Origin of the sequence: Inhella inkyongensis, assembly GCF_005952805.1 — a bacterium.
Classification (GTDB): domain Bacteria; phylum Pseudomonadota; class Gammaproteobacteria; order Burkholderiales; family Burkholderiaceae_C; genus Inhella; species Inhella inkyongensis.
Genome location: NZ_CP040709.1, coordinates 2,071,041 through 2,096,496 on the forward strand (window position 1 = coordinate 2,071,041; position 25,456 = coordinate 2,096,496).

Annotated in this window: 22 protein-coding genes; 16 read left to right on the forward strand and 6 right to left on the reverse strand. The window is 66.0% G+C overall.

From position 1 onward, the window contains the following. Nucleotides 1–81: 81 nt before the first annotated feature. The 7 genes from FF090_RS09870 to dusA are packed head-to-tail and all read left to right on the forward strand — an operon-like array spanning nt 82 to nt 10,860. On the forward strand, nt 82–1,458 hold the full coding sequence (locus FF090_RS09870) for a TIGR03013 family XrtA/PEP-CTERM system glycosyltransferase (RefSeq protein ID WP_138856559.1): 1,377 nt from the start codon (nt 82–84) through the stop codon (nt 1,456–1,458). Then, a complete protein-coding gene (prsK, locus tag FF090_RS09875; RefSeq protein WP_138856560.1) occupies nt 1,455–3,572 on the forward strand; it encodes an XrtA/PEP-CTERM system histidine kinase PrsK in 2,118 nt (705 codons plus the stop codon). Before FF090_RS09870 ends, prsK begins: the two co-directional genes overlap by 4 nt. After that, complete coding sequence (gene prsR, locus FF090_RS09880) at nt 3,569–4,921, forward strand: PEP-CTERM-box response regulator transcription factor (protein WP_138856561.1); 1,353 nt, start codon at nt 3,569–3,571, stop codon at nt 4,919–4,921. Before prsK ends, prsR begins: the two co-directional genes overlap by 4 nt. A 51-nt stretch (nt 4,922–4,972) precedes the next feature. Next, nucleotides 4,973–7,747 (forward strand): XrtA/PEP-CTERM system TPR-repeat protein PrsT, encoded by a 2,775-nt coding sequence (gene prsT / locus FF090_RS09885; protein ID WP_175423604.1) that lies wholly within the window; start codon nt 4,973–4,975, stop codon nt 7,745–7,747. 13 nt (nt 7,748–7,760) lie between these two features. Beyond that, a complete protein-coding gene (locus tag FF090_RS09890; RefSeq protein WP_246071377.1) occupies nt 7,761–9,059 on the forward strand; it encodes a GNAT family N-acetyltransferase in 1,299 nt (432 codons plus the stop codon). Beyond that, nucleotides 9,052–9,813 (forward strand): S1 family peptidase, encoded by a 762-nt coding sequence (locus tag FF090_RS09895; RefSeq protein ID WP_138856563.1) that lies wholly within the window; start codon nt 9,052–9,054, stop codon nt 9,811–9,813. The genes FF090_RS09890 and FF090_RS09895 overlap by 8 nt, the downstream gene beginning before the upstream one ends. A 57-nt stretch (nt 9,814–9,870) precedes the next feature. Further along, the gene (gene dusA, locus FF090_RS09900; RefSeq protein WP_138856564.1) at nt 9,871–10,860 is read left to right on the forward strand and encodes a tRNA dihydrouridine(20/20a) synthase DusA; all 990 of its coding nucleotides are present in this window, start codon (nt 9,871–9,873) and stop codon (nt 10,858–10,860) included. Nucleotides 10,861–10,871: 11 nt separating this feature from the next. On the opposite strand, the gene FF090_RS09905 is transcribed toward dusA, so the two are convergent. Next, nucleotides 10,872–11,849: a recombination-associated protein RdgC gene (locus tag FF090_RS09905; RefSeq protein ID WP_175423605.1), complete on the reverse strand. Its 978-nt coding sequence runs from the start codon at nt 11,847–11,849 to the stop codon at nt 10,872–10,874. A 173-nt stretch (nt 11,850–12,022) separates the two neighbouring features. Between FF090_RS09905 and FF090_RS09910 the strand changes: the two genes are divergently transcribed. The 7 genes from FF090_RS09910 (at nt 12,023) to FF090_RS09940 (ending at nt 19,677) form a co-directional block, all read left to right on the forward strand. After that, entirely contained in the window at nt 12,023–13,678 is a 1,656-nt protein-coding gene (locus FF090_RS09910; RefSeq protein WP_175423606.1) for a serine hydrolase domain-containing protein, read from the forward strand. A gap of 126 nt (nt 13,679–13,804) precedes the next feature. Next, entirely contained in the window at nt 13,805–14,230 is a 426-nt protein-coding gene (locus tag FF090_RS09915) for a DUF2141 domain-containing protein (RefSeq protein ID WP_175423607.1), read from the forward strand. A gap of 15 nt (nt 14,231–14,245) precedes the next feature. Beyond that, nucleotides 14,246–15,757 (forward strand): carotenoid oxygenase family protein, encoded by a 1,512-nt coding sequence (locus FF090_RS09920; protein WP_138856568.1) that lies wholly within the window; start codon nt 14,246–14,248, stop codon nt 15,755–15,757. A gap of 47 nt (nt 15,758–15,804) precedes the next feature. Then, nucleotides 15,805–16,767 (forward strand): substrate-binding periplasmic protein, encoded by a 963-nt coding sequence (locus FF090_RS19570; protein ID WP_246071378.1) that lies wholly within the window; start codon nt 15,805–15,807, stop codon nt 16,765–16,767. Continuing rightward, the gene (gene rpiA / locus FF090_RS09930) at nt 16,664–17,275 is read left to right on the forward strand and encodes a ribose-5-phosphate isomerase RpiA (RefSeq protein ID WP_246071565.1); all 612 of its coding nucleotides are present in this window, start codon (nt 16,664–16,666) and stop codon (nt 17,273–17,275) included. Before FF090_RS19570 ends, rpiA begins: the two co-directional genes overlap by 104 nt. A gap of 12 nt (nt 17,276–17,287) precedes the next feature. After that, nucleotides 17,288–18,463 (forward strand): acyl-CoA dehydrogenase family protein, encoded by a 1,176-nt coding sequence (locus FF090_RS09935; protein ID WP_138856571.1) that lies wholly within the window; start codon nt 17,288–17,290, stop codon nt 18,461–18,463. 11 nt (nt 18,464–18,474) lie between these two features. Next, on the forward strand, nt 18,475–19,677 hold the full coding sequence (locus FF090_RS09940) for an acetyl-CoA C-acetyltransferase (protein WP_138856572.1): 1,203 nt from the start codon (nt 18,475–18,477) through the stop codon (nt 19,675–19,677). A 1-nt stretch (nt 19,678) separates the two neighbouring features. On the opposite strand, the gene FF090_RS09945 is transcribed toward FF090_RS09940, so the two are convergent. Then, the gene (locus FF090_RS09945) at nt 19,679–21,082 is read right to left on the reverse strand and encodes a YdgA family protein (RefSeq protein WP_138856573.1); all 1,404 of its coding nucleotides are present in this window, start codon (nt 21,080–21,082) and stop codon (nt 19,679–19,681) included. 55 nt (nt 21,083–21,137) lie between these two features. Further along, nucleotides 21,138–21,662, reverse strand: coding sequence for an Mpo1 family 2-hydroxy fatty acid dioxygenase (locus FF090_RS09950; RefSeq protein WP_138856574.1), 525 nt, complete (start codon nt 21,660–21,662; stop codon nt 21,138–21,140). A gap of 77 nt (nt 21,663–21,739) precedes the next feature. Here FF090_RS09950 and FF090_RS09955 point away from each other — a divergent pair, with 77 nt between their 5' ends. Both FF090_RS09955 and FF090_RS09960 read left to right on the forward strand, forming a co-directional pair. Beyond that, nucleotides 21,740–22,141, forward strand: coding sequence for a GFA family protein (locus tag FF090_RS09955; protein WP_138856575.1), 402 nt, complete (start codon nt 21,740–21,742; stop codon nt 22,139–22,141). Between the two features lie 21 nt (nt 22,142–22,162). Further along, the gene (locus FF090_RS09960) at nt 22,163–23,023 is read left to right on the forward strand and encodes a hypothetical protein (protein WP_138856576.1); all 861 of its coding nucleotides are present in this window, start codon (nt 22,163–22,165) and stop codon (nt 23,021–23,023) included. Between the two features lie 281 nt (nt 23,024–23,304). Here FF090_RS09960 and FF090_RS09965 read toward each other — a convergent pair whose 3' ends face one another. Genes FF090_RS09965 through FF090_RS09975 form a run of 3 tightly spaced genes read right to left on the reverse strand, consistent with a single transcriptional unit; the run spans nt 23,305 to nt 25,446 of the window. Next, nucleotides 23,305–23,859, reverse strand: coding sequence for a PaaI family thioesterase (locus tag FF090_RS09965; protein ID WP_138856577.1), 555 nt, complete (start codon nt 23,857–23,859; stop codon nt 23,305–23,307). Nucleotides 23,860–23,863: 4 nt separating this feature from the next. Further along, complete coding sequence (gene xth, locus FF090_RS09970) at nt 23,864–24,631, reverse strand: exodeoxyribonuclease III (protein ID WP_138856578.1); 768 nt, start codon at nt 24,629–24,631, stop codon at nt 23,864–23,866. Between the two features lie 14 nt (nt 24,632–24,645). Further along, nucleotides 24,646–25,446 carry a DUF4399 domain-containing protein gene (locus FF090_RS09975; protein WP_175423608.1) on the reverse strand — a complete coding sequence of 267 codons (801 nt, stop codon included), beginning with the start codon at nt 25,444–25,446 and terminating at the stop codon, nt 24,646–24,648. Nucleotides 25,447–25,456 lie beyond the last annotated feature (10 nt).

The following is a 25,456-nucleotide window of genomic DNA, read 5'->3' on the forward strand; positions in this document are numbered from 1 at the left end:
TGATGCGGCCTCAGTTCAGAGGTGCACGCCCCTTGCCGTTGCAGGCCCGAGCTGTCAGCGGAGCCCGCGAGAGGAAAGAACATGGTACGAATCTTCAATCACTACCTTCATCGTCGCACCCTATTGCAGGTGTGCTTCGACGCGGGCCTGATCGTGGCCGTCCTCTTGCTGGTTGCCATTGGGCAGGGTGCCACCACGGCCCTGCCGATCGCCGCGTCACACGGCCTGTCGCTGGCTGGCTTTGTTTTCTTGATCAACAGCGCTACGGGCTTCTATCAGCCCGCCGCTAAGCGAAGCTTGACTGAAACCTGCGCTCGCGCTCTGTTCGCGCTGGTGATTGCGTTGCCTCTGGCCTATGCCATCTTCACCTTGCTGCCCAGTGGGCTGGACCAGCCCGGCGTTTTGACCGCAGCCGCGATGCTGGCGGTGGTGGCGGTGGTGCTCCATCGTGGCTACGCCTCTTACGCGGCCAACCCTTCCCAGGGGCGCAGCAAGATCTTGGTGTTGGGTGCCGGAGAGGCGGCGCTCAATGTGGCCAACAGCCTGCGTGCGGCTGATCCCTTGGCGCAAATCGTCGGCTTCTACCCCGGGGGCATTGAGGCGTCGGTTGCGGTGCCTGCCCATCAGTTGGTATCGGGTGAGCGGGGCATCTCTGAGACGGCCTTGCAACTGGGTGTGGATGAAATCGTGGTGGCTCTTTCGGAGCGCCGTGGTGGAGCCATGCCCATGCGCGAGTTGCTGGACTGCAAGGTGTATGGCATTCGCGTGCTCGATATCGCGACGCACTTCGAAAAGAATCTGCAGCAAATCAGCTTGGCCCATGTGAACCCCGGCTGGCTGATTTTTGGCGATGGTTTCAATCAAGGCGCCCTGCGCAGTGCAGTCAAGCGCGCGTTTGACATCGTTTCCTCACTGACCCTGTTGGTGTTGGCCTCGCCCTTGATGTTGGTGGCGGCTTTGGCCGTCAAGCTGGAGTCTCGCGGGCCGGTGTTCTACCGTCAGGAGCGTGTGGGTTTGAATGGGGCACCGTTTGAGGTCACCAAGTTCCGCAGCATGCGCACTGATGCTGAAAAGGATGGCAAGCCGCGCTGGGCAACAAAGAACGATGACCGAGTGACCCGTGTCGGCAAGTTCATTCGACGCACCCGCATCGATGAACTGCCCCAGCTCTTCAACGTGCTTAGCGGCAGCATGAGCATGGTGGGCCCGCGCCCCGAACGTCAGTATTTCGTGGACGAGTTGATCGCCAAGATTCCTTACTTTGCGGTGCGCCATAGCGTGAAGCCGGGCGTGACGGGTTGGGCGCAGGTGCGCTATGAATACGGATCCACCGTGGAGGACGCGGCCGCCAAGCTGCAATACGACCTCTATTACGTGAAGAACCACAGCCTCTTCCTGGATGCCCTCATCATGATTGAGACGGTCGCCGTGGTGCTGACGGGTCGTGGAGCGCGGTGACGCTGGAAGCCTTTGATTTCGCCGCTGCGGCCGCCTTCGGGGCGGCCGCGGTGTTCTTGCTGGCTGCGCTTGCCCTGCAGTGGCGTGCAAGTCGGCAATCGCTGAATCTTCAGATCGGCGGCGGTCGGCTGCTCATCGGCGCGGTGGCAGTGTCCGGCCTTTGGGCCCTGGGCCTGGGCCTCGGGCAGGGGTGGGTCGAGGTCGATTCGACGTGGCTCGTCTGGGCCATCGATGGCTTGGACTGGGCGCGTCAAGGCTTATGGATCGCCTTTCTCTTTGCGTTGCTGGGCTGGCCCCTGCTTCGGCGGCCTAGCGCGCCCTTGGACTGGGCAGCCTGGACCGTCCTGTCACTCGGTGCGCTCAGTCTGGTTGCGGCGGCATTGCCCTGGCTGCCGACGTCGAGGGCCATCTGGCTGCGCGGCATGGCGGGTTTGGGTTTTGCGGTGTTCGGCTTGTTGCTGATCGAGCAGCTCTACCGCAATGTCGGTGAAGACGGGCGGTGGCGCGTCAAACCCAGTTGCATCGGCCTGGGGGCAATGTACGGTTTTGACCTCTACGTCTATGCCGAGTCCAGCCTTTTGGGTGGGGCCGATGCACAGCTCTTAGCCCTGCGGCCGGTGGTTCATTTGCTCGGATTGCCTCTGGTGTTGCTGGGGGCCGGACGCGGTGTGGGTTTTCTCACGCGCTTCCAAGTCTCACGCAGTGCCGCCTTTCATTCCGCCACGCTGCTGCTGGTGGGCGTCTACCTCTTGTTGGTGGCGTCCCTGGGTTATTGGGTGCGCTACACCGGCGGTGCTTGGGGCCCTGCGCTTCAGGTTTTGATCCTGGTGGCGGCCCTGCTGCTAATGACCGTTACCTTGATGTCAGGCTCAGCGCGAGCGCGCCTGCGCGTCGGGATCTCGAAGCATTTCTTCCGCTATCGCTACGACTATCGCCAAGAGTGGTTGCGGTTCACCGCGGCCCTCTCTGCCCACGATTCGCCGGAGAACACGGGGCAGACGGTGATTCGCTCGTTGGCGGGCCTGATCGAGAGCCCAGGGGGCGGGCTGTGGATGCTCGATAGCGCCGGCACTGAGTTCCAGATGGTGGCCAACTGGAACTACGACCGGCGTCAGATCCGCGAGCCAGCGGATTCCCCGTTCCTTGCTGAACTTCGTGCCAGCGCCTGGATCGTTGACTTGGATGGTGCGAGGCGCCAACGCGGCATAGACGCCAAGGCCAATTTGCCAGCCTGGCTGCTGGAGGATCGCAATGCAGCCCTGCTGGTTCCTCTGCAGGCCAAGGCGCAGCAGGTTGGCTTTGTGGTGTTGCTGACGCCCCGAACCCCGATCGATCTGGACTGGGAGGTGCGCGACCTCTTGAAAACCGCGGCCTCTCAGGCCGGCGGTTACCTGGCCATGCTGCGCGCCACCGAGCAGCTGTTGGAAGCCCGAAAGTTTGATGCTTTCAACCGCATGTCGGCCTTCGTGGTGCATGACTTGAAGAACATCGTGGCCCAGTTGTCGCTGATGCTGCGCAATGCGGAGCGCCATGGCGACAACCCCGAGTTCCGCCAGGACATGCTCGAAACCATCGAGCACTCGCTGGAGAAGATGCGCCAGTTGATGTTGCAACTGCGCGAGGGTGAGCGTCCGACCGGGGTGGTTAGCGGTGTGGCGCTGCGCCCCATCGCAGAGCGCCTGCAGCGCGTGGCCGCGCAGCGGGGCCGCGACCTGCTCCTCGAGTTGAGCCAGGACGTTTCGACCCGAGGGCATGAGGATCGGATTGAGCGAGTGATCGGACACGCGGTGCAGAATGCCTTCGATGCCAGCACCCCGGCTCAGTCGGTGCGTCTGTGCATGGAAGTCAAAGCCTCGTCCGTACAGATCCGGGTGATCGATGAAGGTTGCGGCATGAGTGCGGACTTTGTGCGCGAGCGCCTTTTCAAACCGTTTCAGACCACGAAGAGTCATGGCATGGGCATCGGCGCCTTCGAGAGTCTTCAGTATGTGAACGAATTGGGCGGCAAGATGACGGTTGACAGTGAGCCCGGTCGCGGCACCTGTGTCACTTTTCTCTTGCCGCTGTTTCATTTGCCGCGCGGCAATGATCTGAACGAGGCCACTGGCGCATGACCGAACGTGCAATCTCCTTGTTGATCGTCGAGGACGATCTGGCGCTACAAAAGCAGCTGAAGTGGTCGCTCGATCGCTTTGAGAGCCAGGCCGCCGCCGATGCCACCGCCGCTGTCGCGCTCTTTCGCAAGCATTTGCCGCCGGTGGTCACCATGGACCTGGGTTTGCCGCCCGATCAAGACGGCACGGCCGAAGGCTTCAAGCTGCTGGAGAAACTGCTGGAGCTTGATCCCTATGTGAAGGTGATCGTGCTGACGGGGCAGAACGACCAGGCCAACGCGTTGCGCGCCGTTCGCTTGGGTGCCTACGACTTTCTGGCCAAGCCGGTGGATCCGGATGCCCTGTCCCTGACCGTCGAACGTGCGCTGCGCATGCGCGAGTTGCAGGATGAAAACCTGCGGCTCACCGCCGCTCAAGGCGGGGCGCTGGGTGGGCTGATCACCCGAGACGAAGCCATGCTCAGGGTGAGTCGCACCGTCGAGAAAGTGGCGCGCTCGGACGCTACCGTGCTCTTGCTGGGTGAAAGCGGCACTGGCAAGGAAGTGTTGGCCCAGGGCTTGCACGAGGCCTCCGGCCGCAAGGGGCGGTTCGTGGCCATCAATTGCGCGGCCATTCCAGAAAATCTGCTCGAAAGCGAGCTCTTTGGGTATGAGAAGGGCGCTTTCACCGGGGCGGCCAAGACCACACCGGGCAAGTTTGAGTTGGCCCATGGCGGCACGCTGATGCTCGATGAGATTGGCGATCTGCCGTTCTCACTGCAGTCCAAACTGCTGCGCTTTCTACAAGAGCGCAGCATCGAGCGTCTGGGAGGTCGCCAGGAAATCGCGGTCGATGTGCGGGTCGTGGGCGCTACCCATCAGAACCTGAAGCAACTGATCAGCGAAGGGCGCTTCCGCGAGGACTTGTATTACCGGCTGGCTGAAATCGTGGTCGAGATTCCGCCACTGCGAGCCCGGCATGGCGATCCGGTTCTGCTGGCCCATGCTTTTTTGAAGCGCTGGGCGACTGAACAGCGCCGTCGCGCCCCAACCTTGAGCGACGACGCCTTGCGGGCGCTTGAAACCCATGTCTGGCCGGGCAATGTGCGCGAGTTGCAAAACATCATCAAGCGCGCCTGCATCATGGCCGAGGGCGAGCGCATCAGTGCTGAAGACCTTGGGTTGCAAGCCGTGGCGACCGAGACCGAGAGCGAGGAGCTCGATCTGCGGGCGGTGCGCGAACGTGCCGAGCGCCGGGCTGTTGTGGCCGCATTGGCACGTTCGGACGGCAACATCGCCAAGGCTTCTGAGCTACTCGGTGTGAGTCGACCCACCCTCTATGATTTGATGGCCAGACTGCAGATCAAGTAAGCGCGGCTGGTCCTCAAGCCCGGTCTGGGCCCACTTTCGGGGAGTTCCGTTTTGAAGCTGATTCAACCCGCGCTCAGCGCGGTCGCGCTTGCTCTGGCCTTGGGCCTGCAAGGCTGTGGGGGTGTGGATGCCGAGGCCGAAGTGGCAGCGGCACGCAAGGCCCTGGTGGGAGGCGAGCCCAGCACCGCCGTCATCCACCTGAAGAATGTGTTGGAGCATGAGCCCAGTCGGGCTGAAGCCCGACTGCTGCTGGGTCAGGCCCTGCTGGAGGGGGGCGACGCTCAGGCCGCTTTGGTGGAGCTGCAAAAGGCCAGCGAGCTGGGCGAGGCGTCCGAGCGGGTTCTGCCCCTGCAAGCCCGCGCCCTCTTGGCCCGACGCGAATTCCGCCGCGTCCTGGAGCTGGATGCGCAAGCCAGCGCTCAGGACCCCAAGGCCAAGTTGGCCCTGCAACTGGCGGCCGCTCAGGCGCACGCGGGCTTGGGTCAGCCCGAAGAAGCCCGCAAGCTCGTGACCGCGGTGCTGCAGGCCGAACCCAGCTCGGTGGACGCACAGCTGGCTCAGATTCGGCTCCTGATGGCCGACCGTGATCTGGCCGGCGCGCTGGCTGGTTTGGATGCCTTGTTGAAGGCGGATCCCAAGTTGGCGGAAGCCTGGCGACTCAAGGCCGAGATTGCCGGCGCTCAGAATCAGGCCGCTCAGGCGCGTCGCTTCTTTGAGAGCGCGGTGGAGCATGGGCCCAAGAGTCTGGCCGCTCACAGCGGGCTGGTCGGTACCCTGCTGCGGGCGTCCGAAGTGGAAGAGGCTGCGCGCCGCACCGCCACCATGCGCAAAGCCTTTGGAGGTGTGCCCGAGGTGCTGTATTTCGAGGCGGCGATCGCTGTCGAGAAGGGCGAGATTGAACGCGCGTTTGAGCTCAGCCAACAGCTGCTCAAGATGGTGCCGGACGACACCCGGGCGCTGCTACAGATTGCCCAGGTCGAGTACCGACGCGGCAACTTGGCACCGGCCGAGGCTCATCTGAGCAAGCTGCTCGCGCGCAATGGCAACTTCGCCATCGCGCGAGGCTTGCTGGCGCAGATCTACCTCAAGCAGGAAGACCCGCGCGCGGCCCTGGAAGCCCTGGAGCCGCTCTTGGCGGCCGAGCAAACCGATGCCCGCGTGCATGCGCTGGCTGGCGAAGCCTTGGCGCGCTTGGGCGAGGTCAAGCGCGCCGAGGCGCAGTTCAAGCGCGCCGTTGAGCTCGACCCCAAGGATTCGCGCAGCCGCATCTTGCTGGCCTTGCGCGAGGCCAACACAGGCTCCAGCGAAAAGGGCATTGGCCAACTGCAAGCCCTGGCAGAGGCCTCGGACAACCCGGTGGCCGGAGTCGCCATCGTGGCGACATTGGTCCGTAAGGGGGACTATGCCGGTGCTCTCAAGGCCATCGACCAAGCCGCCCCCAAGCTGCCTGGCGCCGGCATGGCCGACTCGATGCGCGCGGGCGTCTATCTGGCCCAGGGGCAGACGGCCCAGGCTCGCAAGGCCTGGGAAGAATCGCTTCGCAAGGATCCGAAGTACCTGCCCGCGGCGCTGCAGCTGGCGCGGCTGGATCGCGCCGATGGGCAGCCCGCTCAGGCCCTGGCGCGCTTGCAAGCGGTGGCCAAGGCCGACCCGAGCAATTTGCAGGCCCAGCTGGGTTGGCTGGCCGCACGCAACGATGCCAACGAGAAGGCGGACGACCTGATCGCCTTTGCGCGCCAGATCGTGCGCGACAACCCGAAGTCGGGTGAAGCCCAGTTGGTGCTGGTGCGTCTGGTGCAGCAGCGCAAGGACACCGTGGCCGCCATCCAGGCCGCACAGGAAGCGCTCGCACAATTGCCCACGGACGCCGGCTTGTTGGAGATGCTGGGCTCTTTGCAGATGCAAGGTCGAGAGCACGCTGCCGCGCACCAGACCTTCAAGAAATTGGTCCTGGCCAAACCCAACTCGGCAGCCGCGTTGATGCGTCAAGCCGAGGCAGAGGTCAGCCTGGGCGATCTGAAAGCCGCGCTGAGCACCGCCCAGCGGGCTCAAAAGCTGCAGCCCGATCGCGTGGATACCTTGCGCATGATGGTCGGCCTGGAAGCCCAAGCTGGCAATGAAGCGGGGGCGCGCCGCCTATTGAAAGAGATGCAGGGCAAGCCTGGCCGCGAGGCGCTGGCCTTTGCGCTGGAAGGCGATCTGGAGTACAGCCTGCGCAATTGGGATGCCGCCCGCGCCGCCTACAAGCGCGCGCTGGAGCGTGGCGGCCAGCAGGGTGACGTGGCCGGCAAGTTGCACAACAGCCTGCTGGCGGCGGGCAAGTCGGCCGATGCCGAGTCCTTCGCTCGCCAGTGGTTGGCCGATCATCCGCAGGACTGGGCCTTCCGCAGCCAACTGGGCCTGATCGCGCTCGCGCAAGGGCAAGCGGTCGTGGCGCAAGAGCACTACCAGGCCGTGGCCAAAGCCCAACCGGGCAACGCCGCCGCGCGCAACAACCTGGCGTGGTTGGCCTTGCAGGCCGGTGATCTGAAACAGGCGCAGAGTCATATTGAGTCGGCCCTGGCCCTGCGCCCGGGCGAGCCGGAGATCCTCGATACCCAGGCCCAGATCCAGTCGCGCCAGGGCCAGCATGAAGCCGCCCTGCAGACTCAGCGGCGCGTGGTCGCGCTGGATTCACGCAACCCGGCCCGGCGTGTGGCGCTGGCGAAGCTGTTGATCGCCGCCAAGCAGACCCAAGCCGCGCGCGATGAGCTTCAGGCGGTGCAAAAGCTGGGCGCCGAGTACGGCGGCCAGGCCGAGGTGCGTCAGCTTTTGAGCACCCTGTGACGAGGGTGTGAGCGTGAGCCGCATTCGCCGCTCCAGTTGGCGCAAGCGCCTGCACCAGGCCTTGCGCAATCTGTTGGCTTTGTTGCCGCGCTCGCAGCGTTTTGCGCTTTTCCGCCGCATGGTGGATTGCGACCCTGAACCGGACGCCCGCTTGGTGCTGAAGGTGGCCGAGACCCGCGAGGAGTTGGAGGCCTGCTTCAAGATCCTGCACGATGCTTATGTGGGGGCAGGCTTCATGAAGCCCCACCCCTCGGGTTTGCGTGTCACGCTCTATCACGCCCTGCCCACCACCACCACCCTGTGCGCCAAGTGGGATGGCCAGGTCGTGGGCACGCTGTCGATGATCCGTGAGGGGGTGTTCGGGTTCCCTTTGCAGTCGGTCTTTGACCTGGCCCCGGTGCGCGCACGCGAGGGGCAGATTGCCGAGATTTCAGCCTTGGCGGTGCATCCGGACTTCCGCAAGACCGGGGGCGCCATCATGTTTCCGCTGATGAAGTTCATGCACCAGTACTGCGTGAGCTTCTTCGACACCCGGCACCTCGTGATCGCGGTCAATCCGGACCGCATCGAGATGTATGAGTCGCTGCTGGCCTTTGTGCGCCTCCAAGAGCAGGTGGTGGGCAACTACGACTTTGCCAACGGCGCGCCCGCGGTGGGTGCCTCGCTGGATCTGCAGACCGCGGAAGCCGTGTTCAACAAGATCTACGGCCGGGCCAAGCCGCGCAAGAACCTGGCGGACTACTTCTTCCGCCGCAACCTGGCCAATATCCAGTTGCCCAAGCGTCGCTACTTCACCACCAACGACCCGGTGATGACGCCCGAGTTGTTGGACCACTTCTTCAATCAGCGCACCCAAACCCTGGACGCACTGGACGATCGCAAGAAGGCCTTGCTCTGGTCCATCTACCAAACCGCCGAGTACCGTCGGGTGCTGCCCATGTTGGAAGGCGGCGAGGTGCCGCTGGGTCAGGCTCTGCGGCGGCATCAGCGTCACTCAATTTCCTGCCCCGGCCGCCTGCAGTTGCGCGCAGAAGAGGGGGGCCAAGTCTTTGAGCTGGATGTGATCGAGTTTTCGCTGGGCGGCTTTCAGGCGCGCTGCGTGCAGGAATTGCCGACCGGGTCTGCGGGTGAGGCGCAAATTCAACTGGGCCGGCACGAGCACAGCACGGTACAGGCCAGCGTGGTGCGCCGCATCGGCAGTGAGGCCGGCCACTTTTTCGGCTTCAAGATTGACGAGGCGGACGATGCCTGGCGCCGCTGCGTGGCGGCCCTGGAGAGTGGGCACACCGCATCGGACCTTGACCATGCATAGGCGTGCTGCGCTGGCGGGCTTGTTGTGCCTGAGTCCCGCGCTCCACGCCGGACTGCCTGAACTGATTGCCAGCGCCAAACCCGCCGTGGTGCTGGTGGGCACCTATGCCGAGACCGACAGCCCCCGCTTCACCTTCCGCGGCACCGGTTTTGTGGTGAACGAGGGCCGCAGCATCGTCACCAATGCTCATGTGCTGCCCGACCCCTCCAGCCTGGCCAGCGAGCGGCGCGTGGTCGTGCAGCTCTGGCGCGGCCCGGGGCGCTGGGAGATGCGCGAAGTGCAGAACCAAGCCCTGGCCCGTGTGCATGACCTGGTCTTGCTGGCACTGCAGGGCGCGCCCGCCCCGGTGAGCCTGCGATTGGCCGGTGAGTCCCTGATGCGAGAAGGAGCCGAAGTGGCGCTGATGGGCTTCCCCATTGGCGGCGTGCTGGGCTTCGCCCATGTCACCCACCGGGGTGTGGTGGCCTCGGTCACTGGCATTGTGTTGCCGCAGGCCAGTGCCCAGACCCTCAGCCCGGCGGCGGTGCGCCAGCTGCGCGAGGGCAGCTTCGACATTTATCAGCTCGATGCCGTGGCTTACCCCGGCAACAGCGGCGGACCGCTCTTTGATGTGGCCACGGGCGAAGTGATTGGGGTCGTGAACATGGTGCTCACCAAGGGCACCCGCGAGTCGGCCCTGTCGGCACCCACCGGCATCACATATGCACTGCCGATCCGCCATGTGCATGCGCTCCTGCGCCAGCCGCCGCCCTGAGTCCAGTTGATGGCGGTTCGGCTTGGATAATGCCGGCCCCTGCACAGAGCTTTCCGCATGAGTTTCTCGCCCTGGCGCCTGACCGTCGCGCCCATGATGGACTGGACCGACCGTCACTGTCGGCAGTTTCATCGTCTGATCACCCGTCACACCCGTCTCTATACCGAGATGGTCACCACGGGGGCTTTGATCCATGGCGACCAGGGTCGGCATCTGGACTTCGCCGAGGTGGAGCATCCGCTGGCCTTGCAGCTCGGGGGCAGTGAGCCGGCCGATTTGGCGCAGTGCGCCAAGCTGGCCCAGCAGTGGGGCTATGACGAGGTGAATCTGAACTGCGGCTGCCCCAGCCCGCGGGTGCAGCGCGGTGCCTTCGGGGCCTGCCTGATGGGCGAGGCGCAGTTGGTGGCCGATTGCGTCAAGGCCATGCGCGACGCCTGTGACTTGCCTGTCACCGTCAAGCACCGCATCGGCATTGACCGCCAGGAAAGCTATGAGTTCGTGCGCGATTTCGTCGCCACCGTGGCGGCGGCCGGCTGCGAGGTCTTCATCGTGCACGCGCGCAATGCCTGGCTCGACGGGCTCTCGCCCAAGGACAACCGCGAAATCCCGCCGCTGCGCTACGAAATCGTGCATCGCCTCAAGGCTGAGTTCCCTCAGCTCACCATCGCCATCAATGGCGGCATCAAGGACGACGCGCAGATCGCGCAGCAGCTGGAGGCGGTGGATGGCGTGATGGTGGGCCGACTGGCCTATCACGAGCCCTGGGCGATGGCGAACTGGGATGCGCGCTTCTGGGGCGCGGCGCCCGGCGTCCAAAGCCGCGAGGCGGTGGAGGAGGCTTGGATCGCCCAATTGCAGACCGCCTGGGAGGCGGGCCAGCCCTGGGCGCCGGCCATGCGCCATGCCTTGGGGCTGTGGAACGGCACGCCCGGGGCGCGGCGCTGGCGGCAGGTGTGGAGCGACCACAGGCTCAAAACCCAGAGCCCGCGTGCCGTGCAGGCGCAGGCCACGGCGGCGCGGCTGGCGGGTGCCACGCCCCGGGATTGATCAAACCCTGATCATTCCTCCCAGGGCGCCTTGCCGGCATCGGCCACCGTTGGCTCGGCCAGGGCCGGCGCAGCCAGGGTGGCCCCGCCGAGGCCATCCACCAGCCCACCCAGACCCTCGAACAAGGCCGGCAGCAGCTCGCTGAGCTCGCTGGTGGCCAGCAGCATGTCGGCATCGAAGGGGTCTTCTTCGCTGTTCTGCACGCCGTCGTGCTCGAAGGCGCCGTCATCGACCTTGAGGCGCGTGAGCTGCAGGGCGTCGGTCAGCACCAGGTCCAGTCGGTCCTTCCAGTTCAGCGCCAGCTTCTTCACCTGCTTGCCCTCGGTCAGGTGGTTCTGCACATCGGCGCCGTCCAGACCGTGGCGGGTGTAGCGCACGCTGCTGGCCTGGGTGTCGCCGCTGCGCAATTCGGCGTCACGCCCGATGCCGAACCCGGCCGGGGCCACGCCATCCATCAACCAGGCGCGCATGCAGGCGGCGGGGCTCTCGGCCGTCATCAGGGGCTGAGGCGCCAAATTGGGGATGGCCTTGGTCAACAGCGAGAGCGCCGAGTCGGTGCGCGCGGCGGTGGTGCTGTCGATGGCCAGCAGCTCGAGCTTGGGCGCAATCCACACGCGCAGCGCCGTGGTGCGGGTGAAGGCCAGGGGCAGCAGGTCCAGCAGGGCCTCGTCCTTGAGCTCGCGGCGGCGCTTGGCACCGGGCTTGCGGCCGCTTTCCTGCTCGATCTTCTCAGCCAGTTCGTCCACGCGCTCCTTGACCACCGAGCCAGGCAGCAGGCGCTGCTCGAACTGCAGCTTGAGCAGCAGATGGCCGTTCACCCACTCGGCCAGCGGGCCATGGGCCTTGCCCCGGGGTGGCACAAAACCCACTGAAATCGGCTGCGTGGCGCCGCAGGGCGTGAAAGGCAGGGTGGCAAGCTGCGCGTCCAGTTTTGCCGGGTCGGGCTGGGCATGGGCGGGCAGGCGGTAGAGGGTCAGGGCCTTGAACACGGGGCAGCGGGCGATTTCGAGTGGGGCGCGGATTCTGGCCCAAACGATGCCCCCTTCGTCGGCTGCCTCGGCATTTCAGACCTGCCGCGCTCCGGCCCATCGGCTGGAATTGGTTCCGTGCGGCCCCTTTGGGCAGCATGCGCGGCTTTTCCTCCTTCTCATCGGACCCCGCCATGTCGCGTTTCCTCCCCCATGCCCTGTTCCTGGCTCTCAGCCCCGTACTCCTGAGCCCGGCCCTGGCGGCTCCGGCCCAGACTCTGTCGGCCTATGCCGAGCAATTGCTCGACGAACAGGGCATCAAGAAAGACGGACCGGGGTTGACCCTGCTGGTGGCGCAAGGCGACAAGCTGCTCTATCAGGGCGCTCGGGGCATGGCCTCGGTGGAGCTGGGCGTGCCACTCAAGCCCGAACACCGCATGCGCCTGGGCTCCATCACCAAGCAATTTGCGGCCGCCACCTTGCTCAAGCTCATCGACGAAGGCAAGGCCAGCCTGGATGACCGCTTAAGCAAGTTCCTGCCCGATTACCCCAATGGCCAGGCCATCACCTTGGCGCAGTTGCTCAACCACAGCTCGGGCGTCAAGAGCTACACCGGCATTGCGGGCTATATGGTCAACCCCATTCGCGCCCAGCTGAGCACGGCGGAATTGGTGAAAGTCTTCAAGGACCTGCCGGTGGATTTCGCCCCCGGCCAGCAGTACCGCTACAACAACAGCGGTTATGTGCTGGTGGGGGCGGTGATCGAAGCCCTGAGCGGCAAGTCCTGGCATCAGACCCTGGACGCCGCGTTGCTCAAGCCCCAGCGCGTGGACGTGCGCTACCCCGGCGAGCAGGGCTTGATTGCCGGTCAGGCCCAGGGCTACTCGCGCGGCGAGTCGGGTGAATTGGCCACGGCCGGTCTGGTCAGCATGACGCAGCCGCATGCGGCCGGTGCCTTGGTGGGCAATGTGGAGTCGCTGTGGCGCTGGAATCAGGCCCTGCACGGCGGCAAGCTGCTGCAGCCGGCCAGCTATCAGCGCATGGTCACGCCCGAGGGAGCGGCGCAGGGCGCGCGATATGGCTTTGGCATTGGCACCGACAGCCTGCGCGGTCAGTTGATGCTGCAGCACGGGGGCGGTATTCATGGTTTTTCGACTCTGCTGGTTTACCAGCCGGAGGCGCAGCTGACCGTGGCCCTGCTCTCCAACAGCGATAGCGCGGGCCTGAGTCTGGACCTGATCGCCCGCAAGCTGGCCGCCAAGGCCCTGGGCAAGCCCTATCCCGCGATCCGACCCGTGAAGCTGGATTCGGGTGCGCTGCAGGCCTACGAGGGCGTCTATTCCGCCGACGGTGGCAAGCTCAGCCGGACCTTGCGCGTGATCGACGGTGTGCTCACCAGCACGCGCACGGGCTCGCGCCCCATCAAGCTCACGCCGCTGGGCGGCGACCGCTTCGCCTTTGAGGGGTCGGTGGCGCAGGCTCAGATCGAGCGCAGCGCCCAAGGGGCGACCCTGGCCTACTACCCCGATGCCGAGGGCCAAGCCGACCGCTGGGCCAAAGTGGCAGAGCTGCCCCAACAGCTCGCTGTGGCGCTGAAGCCTGCCGAACTGCAGGCCCTGGTGGGGGAGTACGTCGGAGCGCAGATCCGCATGCGCATCTTCCTGGATGAGCAGGGGCGACTCAAAGGTCAAGTGCCGGGTCAGCCGGTGGTGTCGCTCACGGCCCAGTCGGCCCGCGAGCTGCAGGTGGTGGAGGTGGATGCGCGGCTGAGTTTCTCGGCCGAGCCCGACAAGGCCCTGAGCGTCACGCTTAAGCAAGGCGGGGCGGTGCTGGCTCTGACGCGTCAGTAAGCGCCCGGCTGCCGCCACCTGCGCACCGTTCGCGCCGCACCAGCCCCGTCGGTCGCAGCGCCCTGGTGGGGGCAAGCGGGCGCCGGGAACATGCCGTCCATCGCAACCTCACCGATGGAATCTGACATGTTCAAGCACCCGCTCACTCGCTCCCTGATGCTTGCCGCCGCCCTGGGCTCGGGCACGGCCCAGGCGGCCAGCCTGGAACTGACGATCGAGGGCATCAAGGCCGCCGAAGGCCATCTGCTGATCGCTGTCTACGATCGCGCCGAAGTCTGGCTGCGTGGCGCGCCTTTGACCGGCGCCCGCGCCAAGGCCGAGGCCGGCAGCGTGACCGTGACCTTGGCCGACCTGCCCGAAGGCGCGGTGGTGGCCATCAGCGCGCTGCAGGACCTCAATGGCAACGGCCGCATGGACAAAAACGCCATGGGCATGCCGGTGGAACCCTATGGCTTCAGCCGCGACGCCGCCGGCAGCTTCGGCCCGCCCAACTTCGAGGCCGCCAAGATCACAGTGACCGGCGTCACCAAGGCCAAGCTGACCCTGAACTGAGCCGGAGTCCGCACCATGCTCAGTCGTCGTCATTTGTTGCTCGGTGGGGGCTTGGCCGCGGCGGGCTTGGCTCGCGCAGGTGCCGCTCAGCCCCTTCCCGATGCGCCTTACACCGGCCCCTTTGGCACGGTGCCGGAATTGCAACCGCTGCGCGGGTGGCTGGAGGGCCAAGATCGCCTGGCCGAGGGCCTGCGCGTGCAGGGCCGTATCCCGGCCGGGCTGCGCGGCACCCTCTATCGCAATGGCCCGGGTCTGTTTGAACGCGGCGGGCAGCGCTACGCGCACTGGTTCGATGGCGACGGATTGCTGCAGGCTTGGCGCTTCGGCCCGCAAGGGGTGAGCCATCAAGCCCGCTTTGTTCGCACGCGCAAGTTCGAACTGGAACAGGACGCTGGCGAGTTTCTGTTGCCGGCCTTCGGCACGGCGTTAAGGGCCAAGCGGCCGCTGAGAGCATCGGACGACGTCAACACCGCCAACACCAGCGTCATGCTCCAAGGCGGCAAGCTGTATGCGTTGTGGGAAGGCGGCTCGGCCTATGAGCTGGATCCCGACAGCCTGCACACCCTGGGCCCCAAAGCCTGGGCGCCCGAGCTCAAGGGCATGCCCTTCAGCGCCCATCCCAAGCGTGAGCTCCAGGGGCCCCATGCGGGCACGCTGTGGAACTTCGGCACCTTCATGGGCAAGTTGGCGCTCTACCAGATTGGCGCCGACGGGCAACTGCAACGCAGCGCCGTCCTGGACCTTCCCGGCGCCCCCATGGTGCACGACTTCGCGGTCACCGAGCACTTCATCGTCTTCCTGCTTCCGCCGCTGGCCTTGGACCGCGAGGCTCTGAAGGCGGGCCGCTCCTTCGTGGGGGCGATGCGCTGGCAGGAGGGGGGCGCCAACCGGGTGGTGGTGATCGACAAGGCCGATCTCAGCATCAAGGCACAGCTCGAGATGCCGGCGGAATTGCTGTTCCACATTGGCAATGCGTGGGACGACGGCCAGGGCGTGATCCGGCTGGACTATGTGCACACCGACCATCAGCGCTTCCTGAGCGGCGAGTTCAACCGCATGTTGCAAGGGCAGGCCTCGCCAGAGCTGGCGGCGTCCCACCCACGCCTGTTGCAGATCGACCTGATTCGCCGCCGTGTCGACATCGAACGCCGCAGCGAGCAAGTGGAGTTCCCGCAGGTCGATCCGCGCGTGGTGGCGCGGCGCAACCGCTACGTCTACTACCCGGAGGCGCGCGCCGCGACCTGGGGCCATGGCGCGCTGCTGAGCCTGGACCTGGCGCGCGGGCTGACCGAGCGCTTCGATTTCGGCCCTGGGGTGATGGTGGAGGAGCAATTGCTGGTGCCCAAGCCCGGCACTCGACGCGAAGGGCAGGGCTGGCTGGTGGGCACGGGCTTTGACAGCCGGCGCCAAAAGACCTTTTGCACCATCTTCGACGCCGAGGCCATTTCGGCCGGCCCCTTGGCCACGGTGTGGTTGCCTTACTGGGCGCCACTGGGTTTCCACGGGCATTTCGCGCAGACGGCCTGAGGACAATCAAGCCGCAGGGCTCGCCGGCGCGGGCCCGGGGGTGCGGCTTGCGTTTGCTCTGGGCCATCTTGTTGGGCGTCTGGCTTCCACTCGGGGTCGCAGCCGATGAAGTGGTGATTGGCGCCGAGGACGATTGGTATCCCTATGCCGGCGTGGTGGACGGCGAGTTGCGCGGGCTGACCCCGACCCTGGTGCGGGCCGCTTTTGAGCAGGTCGGGGTCGGGGTGCGTTTTGAGGTCATGCCCTATGCGCGCTGCATGGCGCGCACCAAGGCGGGCCAGTTGGTGGCCTGCTTCAACACCCTGCGCCATGCCGGCCTGGAGGCCGACTATCTTTGGCACAGCCCGGCGATGTTTCGCGTGCAGTCCAGCATCTATGCCTTGGCGGCTTCCAAACAGACGGGGCTGCGGCCCGTCGACCTGGAGGGGCGGCGTGTCGGAGTGACCCACGGCTATGAGTACGGCCCCGATTTCGACGGCAATCCGCGCATCGTGCGCGTGGTCGGCTTGCGGGACGAGAACAGCTTTCGCATGCTCTTGCGCGGCCGCGTGGACTATGTGATGGCGGTCGAGGCCAATGTGGCCGTGCTGCTCGCGCGCTATCCGGAGTTGCGAGGACGTTTTCGCGCCGTGGGGGCGGCTGCTGTGACCGAGTCCTACACCGTGTTTTCACGCAGCCATCCCGAGGGGGCGAAGCGCCGAGCCCAGTTCGAAACTGGCTTGAATCAGTTGATCCAGTCTGGCCGACTCGCCCAGATCGAGCAGGAGTGGCGCTTGGAGTGGACAGCGCAGGCCCAGGGCGGCTCGCCAAAATCGCCCGTCTCAGCCCCCACAATGCCGCCCCATGGACAAAACCGCACACCAAAACGAACTCAAACGCCAGGTCGCGCAAGCGGCGCTGGCCTACGTGGAGCCCGGCTCGGTGCTGGGCGTCGGCACCGGCTCGACGGTGGACCTTTTCATCGCCGCCCTGGCCGCCAGTGGCATCCCGCTGGCCGGTGCGGTCAGTAGCTCCGAGCGCTCGACCCAGGCCCTGCGCGCGGCGGGCATCACGGTGCTGGAAGCCGCTGCCGTGGAGCGGCTCTCGACCTATATCGACGGCGCCGACGAGATCGACCCCAAGGGCCACATGATCAAAGGCGGTGGCGCGGCACTCACCCGCGAGAAGATCGTCGCCGATCTGGCCGACCGCTTCGTCTGCATTGCGGACGCCAGCAAGTGCGTGGAGGTGCTGGGGCGCTTTCCGCTGCCGGTGGAGGTCATCCCCATGGCCGCTCCCAAGCTCATCCGCCGTTTTGCCGAGTTGGGCGGTCAGGCCAGCCTGCGCGCGGGCTGTGTGACGGACAACGGCCAGCACATCCTGGATGTGCGTGGGCTGGCGATCACCGATCCGCTGGCTTTTGAAGCCGAGATCAGCCAATGGCCGGGGGTGGTGACGGTGGGCATCTTTGCCCGTCACCGGGCCCGGGTGGCCTTGATCGGCGCCGCCGAGGGCGTGCGCACCCTGAACTTCGACTAAGAGGTCTGACCGATGCTCCCGCTCTTCCCCTCCCCCTGGCAGAGCGAGGAGCACCAGCTCCTGGCTGACGCCGCAGCGCGCTTCTATTCCGAGCGCTGGGTGCCGCATCAGGCCGAATGGCGGGCAGCCGGCTGCATGCCGCGCTCGACGTGGCGAGAGGCTGGCGCGCAAGGCTTCTTGTGCGCCGCCATGCCCGAAGCCTATGGCGGCGGCGGGGGCGACTTTGGCCACGAGGTCGTGCTGGCCCTGGAGCAGTCCAAGGCCAACATCTCCGGCTTTGGCGGCGGGCTGCACTCCATCATCGTCGCGCCCTACATCCTGCACCATGGCAGCGAGGCGCAGAAGCAGCGCTGGCTGCCGCGCATGGCCACGGGGGAGCTGATCGGCGCCATCGCCATGACCGAACCAGGCGCCGGTTCGGACCTGCAGGGCGTGCGAACCCATGCAAGAAGAGTCGGCGACCACTATTTGCTGAGCGGCTCCAAGACCTTCATCACCAACGGCCAGAACGCCAATCTGATCGTGGTGGTGTGCAAGACCGACCCCAGCCAGGGTGCCAAGGGCGTGAGCCTCCTGGTCGTAGAGGTGGAAGACGCCCAGGGCAATTTGCTGCCGGGCTTCAAGCGCGGGCGCAATCTGGAAAAGATCGGCATGCACGCCCAGGACACCTCAGAGCTGTTCTTCGACGAGGTGCGCGTGCCGGTAGACAACCTGCTGGGCGGTGAGCAAGGCAAAGAGGGGCAGGGCTTTTTCCAGCTGATGCAGGAGCTGCCCCAGGAGCGGCTCTTGATCGCCGTGCAGGCCGTGGGTGGCATGGAGCGCGGGCTGACCGAGGCGCTGAAGTACACCAAGGAGCGCCGCGCCTTTGGCAAGTCGGTGTGGGAGTTCCAGAACACCCGCTTCAAGCTGGCCGAGGTTCAGGCCCAGCTGCTGGCGGCGCGCGCCACCGTCGATGCTGCCATCCTGGCCCATATGAAGGGCGAGCTCGACGCCGCCCGCGCCGCCTTGCTCAAGGCCTGGACCACCGATCTGGCCTGTCAGCTGCTGGACGAGTGCCTGCAGCTGCACGGCGGCTATGGCTACATGCTGGAGTACCCGGTGGCCGAGCTGTGGGCCGATGCCCGTGTGGCGCGCATCTATGGCGGGACCAACGAGATCATGAAAGAGCTGGCCTCAAGGTCGATGTGAGGATTGTCTGAATGGACGCCTATCTTTTTGATGCCCTGAGGACCCCGCGCGGTCGCGGCAAGGGCGGCGCGCTGAACGCGGTCACTCCGCTGTGGCTGGCGCGTACGGTGCTGAAGGCCTTGGCCCAACGCCGGGCCTTGGACACCGCCCTGGTCGACGACGTGCTGCTGGGCTGCGTGACGCAGACGGCCGAGCAGGGCGGCTGCATTGCCCGCACGGCGGTGCTGGATGCGGGCTGGGCGCAGCAGGTGCCGGCGCTCACGCTGTCGCGCTTTTGCGCCTCCGGGCTGGAGGCCCTGAACCTTGCGGCCGCCAAGGTGGCCTGTGGCAGCGGCGAGCAATTGGTGGTGGCCGGTGGCGTAGAGAGCATGAGCCGCGTGCCCATGGGCAGTGATGGTGGCGCCTGGCTACTGGATGAGCGGGCCATTCGCGAGCTGGGTTTTGTGCCCCAGGGCATCAGCGCCGATCTGATCGCCACCCGCGAGGGTTTCAGCCGCGAGCAACTCGACGCCTGGGCCCTGCGCTCACACCAGCGGGCTGCCCAGGCCCAGCTTGAGGGGCGTTTTGCACGCAGCCTGGTGCCGGTGCATGACGAACAGGGTCAGCTGCTGTTGGCCACCGATGAGGCCGTGCGGCCCGATGCCTCGCTGGAGGCACTGGGGGGGCTGCGCCCTTCATTTCAGAAGATGGGAGAGGCCGGGCTGGATGCACGGGCACTGCTGCGCTACCCCGAGGTCGGGGCGATCCAGCACTTGCACCATGCCGGCAACAGCTCGGCCATCGTCGATGGCGCCGCGCTGCTGCTGGTGGGCTCTGAGGCCGGCGGTCAGCGCGCCGGCTTGCGGCCCAGGGCGCGCATTCGCGCGCTGGCGTCGGTGGGCAGCGAGCCGACCTTGATGCTCACGGGGCCGGCACCGGCCGTTCAAAAGGCCCTGGCGCGGGCCGGGCTGCGCGCCGCCGACATCGATCTGTGGGAAATCAACGAAGCCTTTGCCACCGTGCCCCTGCAGACGATGCGGGCCCTGGACATCGACCCCGAGCGGGTCAATGTGAACGGCGGGGCGATTGCGCTGGGCCACCCCCTGGGCGCCACCGGCGCCATGCTGGTGGGCATGGCGCTGGATGAGCTGGAGCGGCGCGATCAGCGCCTGGCCTGCATCACGCTGTGCGTCGGCGGCGGCATGGGCACCGCCACCGTGATCGAACGGCTCTGAGTTACTGCGGCGCGGGCGCCGCTTCCAGTTCGGGCTGTGGCTGCGGCTGGCTCAGACCCGGCAGCGGCATCGGCTTGCCGTTGAGCAGCATCGCGCCGGCCTTCCACTCCACCTCGGCCGCCAATTTATCGCCCTGGCGCTGCACAAAGCCCTGGTTCACGGCCATCTCGATCTGCTGCGCCAGTGCCTCGGGTGGCAATTCCTTGCCGCTGGCCTTGGCCAATTGCTGAATGAACTCGGCACTGGTTTGGGCGCCCATCTTGAACACGGCCTTCTTCATCAGCACGGGCGCCATGGCCGGTGCCTTCAGGTCATCGGCCGTCACGCCTTGGGTGCCCACGCTGTAGCTGAACTGGGCACTCTTGCCACCCAGGCTGAGCTTGATCTCATCGACGCTCATCAGCGGGTTGTGGGGCAGTAGTTGCAGCAGCGGGGCGGTCAGTGCCTCCAACTGCGCCTTGGGGTCGTCCCCCACCGCGCAGCCTTGGGTCATGGCGGCTTGCACCAGGGCCAGATAGGGCGCGGTGTGCAGGCGCTCCATGCGCATCTTCATGGACACCGCGTCCAGCGCCATGCCGCCGACCTGACCCTTGCCCTGCAACTGCATCTGCGCGCTGTAAAGCTGGTCCTTGATCTGGCCATCTTGGGTGTAGGTCAGGCCGTCGATCGAGAACAGGGTGCTTGGCTTGCCATCGGCGCCCGTGCCCTGCAGGCTGATCTGACCAATGCGGCCTTGACCCTTGCCGGTCAACGCCCACCACAGCGGGGCCAGTCCGGCGCTTTCAAAGTGCGCGTCCTTGACCAGCACCTTCACGCCGCCCTGGGCTGAATGGAGCTCGTAGCCCGGCAGGTCGCCTTCGAAGTGCGCGCTGCCGTCGCGGGCCAGTTGCACACGCGCTTGCAGACCCTTGAGGTGGAACTGGCTGTTGGCGTCGGGCTGCAGTGAGAAGGCCGGGACGCTAATGCGGGTGTCGGTGTTGCCGCCAAAGCCCACCAAGGTACTCAGGGCGATGGGCAGGCTGTCCAAGCCGGTGAGTTTCTTGAGGGCCTGGGCCTGGGCCTCGCTCAGCAGCAGCTCGCTTTCGATGCGCGCTGCGCCAGGGGCGCCAAAGCCGGGCAGGGGGCCGTGCTGGATGCGGTCGCGCCAGGTCAGCTTCAGCGGCTCGGGGCTGCCTTCGGCGTTGTTCATGCAACCGAACTGGACGTGCAGGGTGCGGGTGGAGCTGGCAAAGCCCTTTTGGTAGTCGATCTGCGTCACGCGCAGCGGGCTGTTGGCCTGGGCCTTCCAGCCCTCGGCTTGCGCCAGCAGCTCGGTTTGCAACTGCTTGCCGCTGTAGGCGGTGCCTGCGGCCCAAAGGGCCGCCAGTGCGGCCACGGCCACGCCGGCCTTGATGGGGGTGTTCATCGTTCGCTCCCTTGGGGCTGGGCCCCGATTCAAAAGGGAGCGATTCTGAGTGATCTCAGGCGGCCGAGCGGGTGGGCCCTACCCTCATTTCAATGGCGGTCAACAGCGGCTTGCCCCATCCCAGCGCGAACAGGGCTTCGGCCACCACGAACATGGGGCCGACCAGCAAGCCTACCAAGTCGTCCACAAAGGCGGGCTTGCGCCCCTCGTACTTGTGGCCAACGAACTGGATCACCCAGCCCAGCACAAAGAGGCCCAGGCCCCAGGCCAGCCACTCGGCGGTGGGCAAGGCCCCCAGCGGCAGCGCAGCCCAGGCCAGCAGGGCATTAACAGCGCTGGTGGCCACGCCCAACACGAACTCGCCACGGGTCAGGTACCACAGGGTGGTGAGCAGCAATAGGCCGTGAATGGGCGCCAGCATCACGCCACCGAGCTCCCACACCGGTCGGGCCATCAGCACGGCCACGGCATAGACGATCAGCGGAATGCCGACAAAGTGCGTGGCGATGTTGCGGCGGTCGCGGTGATAGGCCGCGTACATTGCCAGCAGGTCCAGGGCGGGGCGGAAGGGTGAGGCCATGCGAGCTCCAGTTCAGGCGCCGCGATGGTAGGGGCGCCAGCGCGTGGGCGGGACCGGGTTTACTTGGGAGAGCAGCCATGTTGGAAGGTGGATGCAGTTGTGGCGCGGTGCGTTTTGCCATCGAGGTCACGCGGCCGGATGTCTATGTTTGCCATTGCTCGATCTGTCGACGCTCCAGTGGCAGCAATGGAGTCGCCGTTTTGGTGCTGCCCAATGCGCAATTCCGTTGGTTGCAGGGCGAAGACCAAGTTGCCACCTGGCGCAAGCCCGGTGCAGATTGGCAGACCTGGTTCTGCCGCCATTGCGGCGCACGCCTGCCAGGATCGAATGACGCCGAACGCATGTTCATTCCCGCGGGTGCGTTGGATGAACAGACTGTGGGCCTGCGCGTGGCGCACCACATCTGGGTCGATTCCCGGGCGGAGTGGGATGAGATCGGCGATGCCGGCCAGCAGCACCCCGAGGGCATCCACTCCTGAACCCGCAGCGAAAATGCGCCCATGCCTGCGCATTCAACTTCTGAGATCTGGACCTTTGCCGACCGGGAATGGCGCGTCCGCCGCCCCAAGCCCTTTGTGTTGGTGATTGAAGGCCCTGGCGAGCCCTCATCGGGCAGCGAGGACTATTTGCATGAGCAACTGCTCGCGCCCCAGTGGCGTGAGGCCTTTTTGCAGGTGGTGGACCAGACCGGATTGGTGGTCTGCCTGAACGTGAGGACGGAGCACCCAAGCTACCGGGACGTGCGCGGCCGCTCCAGCAAGGGGCGGCTGAGCCAGGGCGAGTACTACCACCACGATGGCTGCAGCAGCCCGCAAAAGCCGCGCCTGGTGGAAATCCGCTGTCCGCACCAACAAGTGGAGCGCGGCGTGGCCACCGCGGTGGCGCCCCACCATGCGGTGGTGCGGGCCATGCTGCAGGCCCTGCCGGCCGACATTGCCGAGCCCGAGCGCTTTGGGCCCTGGCAGGAACGCCTGGCGCAGGCGGCAACGCCGAGTGATGCCGAACTGGATGCGCTGCAGGGCCTCATGAACCGCACCGTGCGGCGCAAATTGGCCGCCGAAGAGGCCCGTGCCTACTTCCGCCGCGTGGACGCGCTGGCCAATGCCTATGTGGAGCCTTGGTCCATGGGCGAAAGCCGTCTGGTGGCCAATGGACCCAGCTACACCGGTGAGGGCCGCAGCATGCAGCACCGCCGTGCCTATCTGCGGCCCATCCAGGTGGGCGAGGCCAACGGCAGTCTGGTCAAGCGCTGGACGAATGAGGAACTGCCCTTGCCGGGTCAGGCGGTCGACGAGGCCCTGGTGGCCTCGTTCTGCAGCGAAGAGGACGGCACTTGCGCGCGCCGGTTGGCGGCGCAGTAACACCTTAGGGCAACGCTGAACAAGTCCTCGCGGGACGCGTTTGCGCGAGAACCGGCCGGATCGTAGGCGGCGCGCGAAGGTCGGGCTGGTGGCCCGACAGCCGAGTGCGCCAACGACCGAGCCGGCCGGTTATCGCGCAAACCCTTGCGGGCCATCGACTTTTCGGGCGCTGGCCGGCGTTGCAAGCCTTGCTCAGGCCACCAGCCTGAGCTGCGGCTCGCGCCTTGGCCAAGCATCCCGAAAAGTCGCGGCGCGCCCGCAGGGACTTGTTCAGCGTTGCCTTAGGCAGCCGGTATCACCAGACAGCTGGTGCTGGCGTGTGCGTAGAGCTTGCCATCGGGTCCGACCAGATCGGCCTCGGCCGTGGCCATCTGGCGGCCCCGGTGGCGCACCCGACCGATGGCACGCACCCGTTGGGGCTCTCCCTCGCGCAGCGCACGCACCAAATTGAGCTTGAACTCCAGCGTCGTGTAGCGCTCGCCCACACCCATGGTGGTGTGGACCGCGCAGCCCAGGGCCGAGTCCAGCAAGGTGGCAAACCAGCCGCCATGCACACCGCCCATGGGGTTGTAGTGGTGCCAAAGCGGTTCACCCTGGAAGACGGCCTGGCCCTCGGCGACCTCGATCAGCAGGTAGTCCAGGGTGTGCGCGATGGGCGGCGCCGGCAATTCGCCGGCCAGCATGGCCTGCAAGGCTTGCAGGCCGGTCAGATGCTGCACCTGCTCGGGCTTCAGGGGTTCGCCAAAGGTGGGCTGGGCGTGGGCGCGCTGGCGCTGACGCACCGCTTCTTCGGCTGCCAGCCATTGCGTCAGGGTGTCCTCGGCTTGGGTGTTCATGGTTTCAGTCTTTCAAGGTGACGACGACGGGGGCGTGATCGCTGGGGCGCTCGTTTTTGCGCGGCGCCTTGTCAATCACGCAGGCCTGTACGCGATCTTTCAGGCCGGTGCTCACCAGGATGTGGTCGATGCGCAGGCCCTGGTTCTTGCGGAAGGCCAGGTTGCGGTAGTCCCACCAGCTCCAGCTCTTGGGGGGCTGCTCAAACAGGCGGAAGGCGTCCACCAGGCCCAGGTCCAGCAGCGCTCGGAAATGAGCGCGTTCCTCGGGTGTGCAGTGAATCTGGCCGTACCAGGCGATGGGATCGTAGACGTCGCGATCTTCTGGGGTGATATTGAAGTCGCCCATCAGCACCAATTGCGGGTGGGCGGTCAGCTCTTGGCGCAGCCAGTCCTGCAGAGCCTGCAGCCAGCCCATCTTGTAGGCGAACTTGTCGCTTCCGGGCGCCTGTCCATTGGGGAAGTAGCCCCCCACAACACGGATGCCGCCGACCGTGGCGGCAATCACGCGCGCCTGCTCATCGGCAAAGCCGGGGATGTTGAAGACCACCTCGCTGTGCGCGGCGCGGCTCAGCAGGGCCACACCGTTATAGGTCTTCTGCCCAAAGAAGCTGACCTGGTAGCCGGCGGCCTCGATCTCTGCGCGCGGGAACTTGTCGTCGGTGAGCTTGGTCTCCTGCAGGACCAAGGCGTCAAACGGGTTGCCGACCAACCACTCCAGCAGTTGGGGCAGGCGCACGGCCAGGGAATTGACGTTCCAGGTGGCGAGTTGCATGACGTGCCCTGCGATCAGGCGCCGACCTTGAGGGTCACCGGTGAGCTGCTGTGCAGGACCCGGCCCGGTTCGACGTTGTCCATGAAATCCACTCGCAGTTGATACTGGCCGCGCGGCGGCTTGAGCCATGCTTCGGTCTGTCCTTCGCGGAAGTCCATCGATTCGCTGCGGCCGGCTCCGTCTTTGAGCGTCAAGCGAAAGTGGCCGGTGCCTGTGGACTGCAGGGCATGGTGCGACACGTTCAGCTTGCTGGCATGGAAGAGCACTTGCACCGGGATGCCCGGCGCCACCTCGGCCTTGGGAAGCCAGAGAGAAACGCCCGCCTGTCCCAGGCTGTCGGGTGGCACATCGGCATGGTGCGCGGTGACCTTGACCCGCAGCGGCTTGCTGTACACGAAGTGAGGCACATGGCGGTGGTCGGCCAGCACCAGCCGAAGGGTGTAATCGCCCGGCTTGAGCGTCAGCACGCTCTCCATCTGTCCCTTGCCGAAGTGGATGTATTGGTCGTTAAAGGGCAGGGGCTGGGTCAGATCCAGCGGCAGCTCCCGATTGATCAGCAGATGGTGGTGGCCGGTGCCCTTTTGTTCCTTGGTGATGGGGGCCAGGCCCATGCCGGTGAGGCCGAACTTCAGCAGAAAGGGCGTCTCGATGCGGGCCCCGTCACTGATGTTGGTGAAGTGTGCAGCCTTGAGTCCACGAGGAGCCGGCGTGCTCCAGGGGTGCTTGGCAGCGTCCAGCGGCACCGCGTTCTGCGCCCACAAGGGTGAGACGCTCAAAGCCATGGAACACAGCAGCAGCGATTGAAGGGCTCGCATTGTTCTTCTC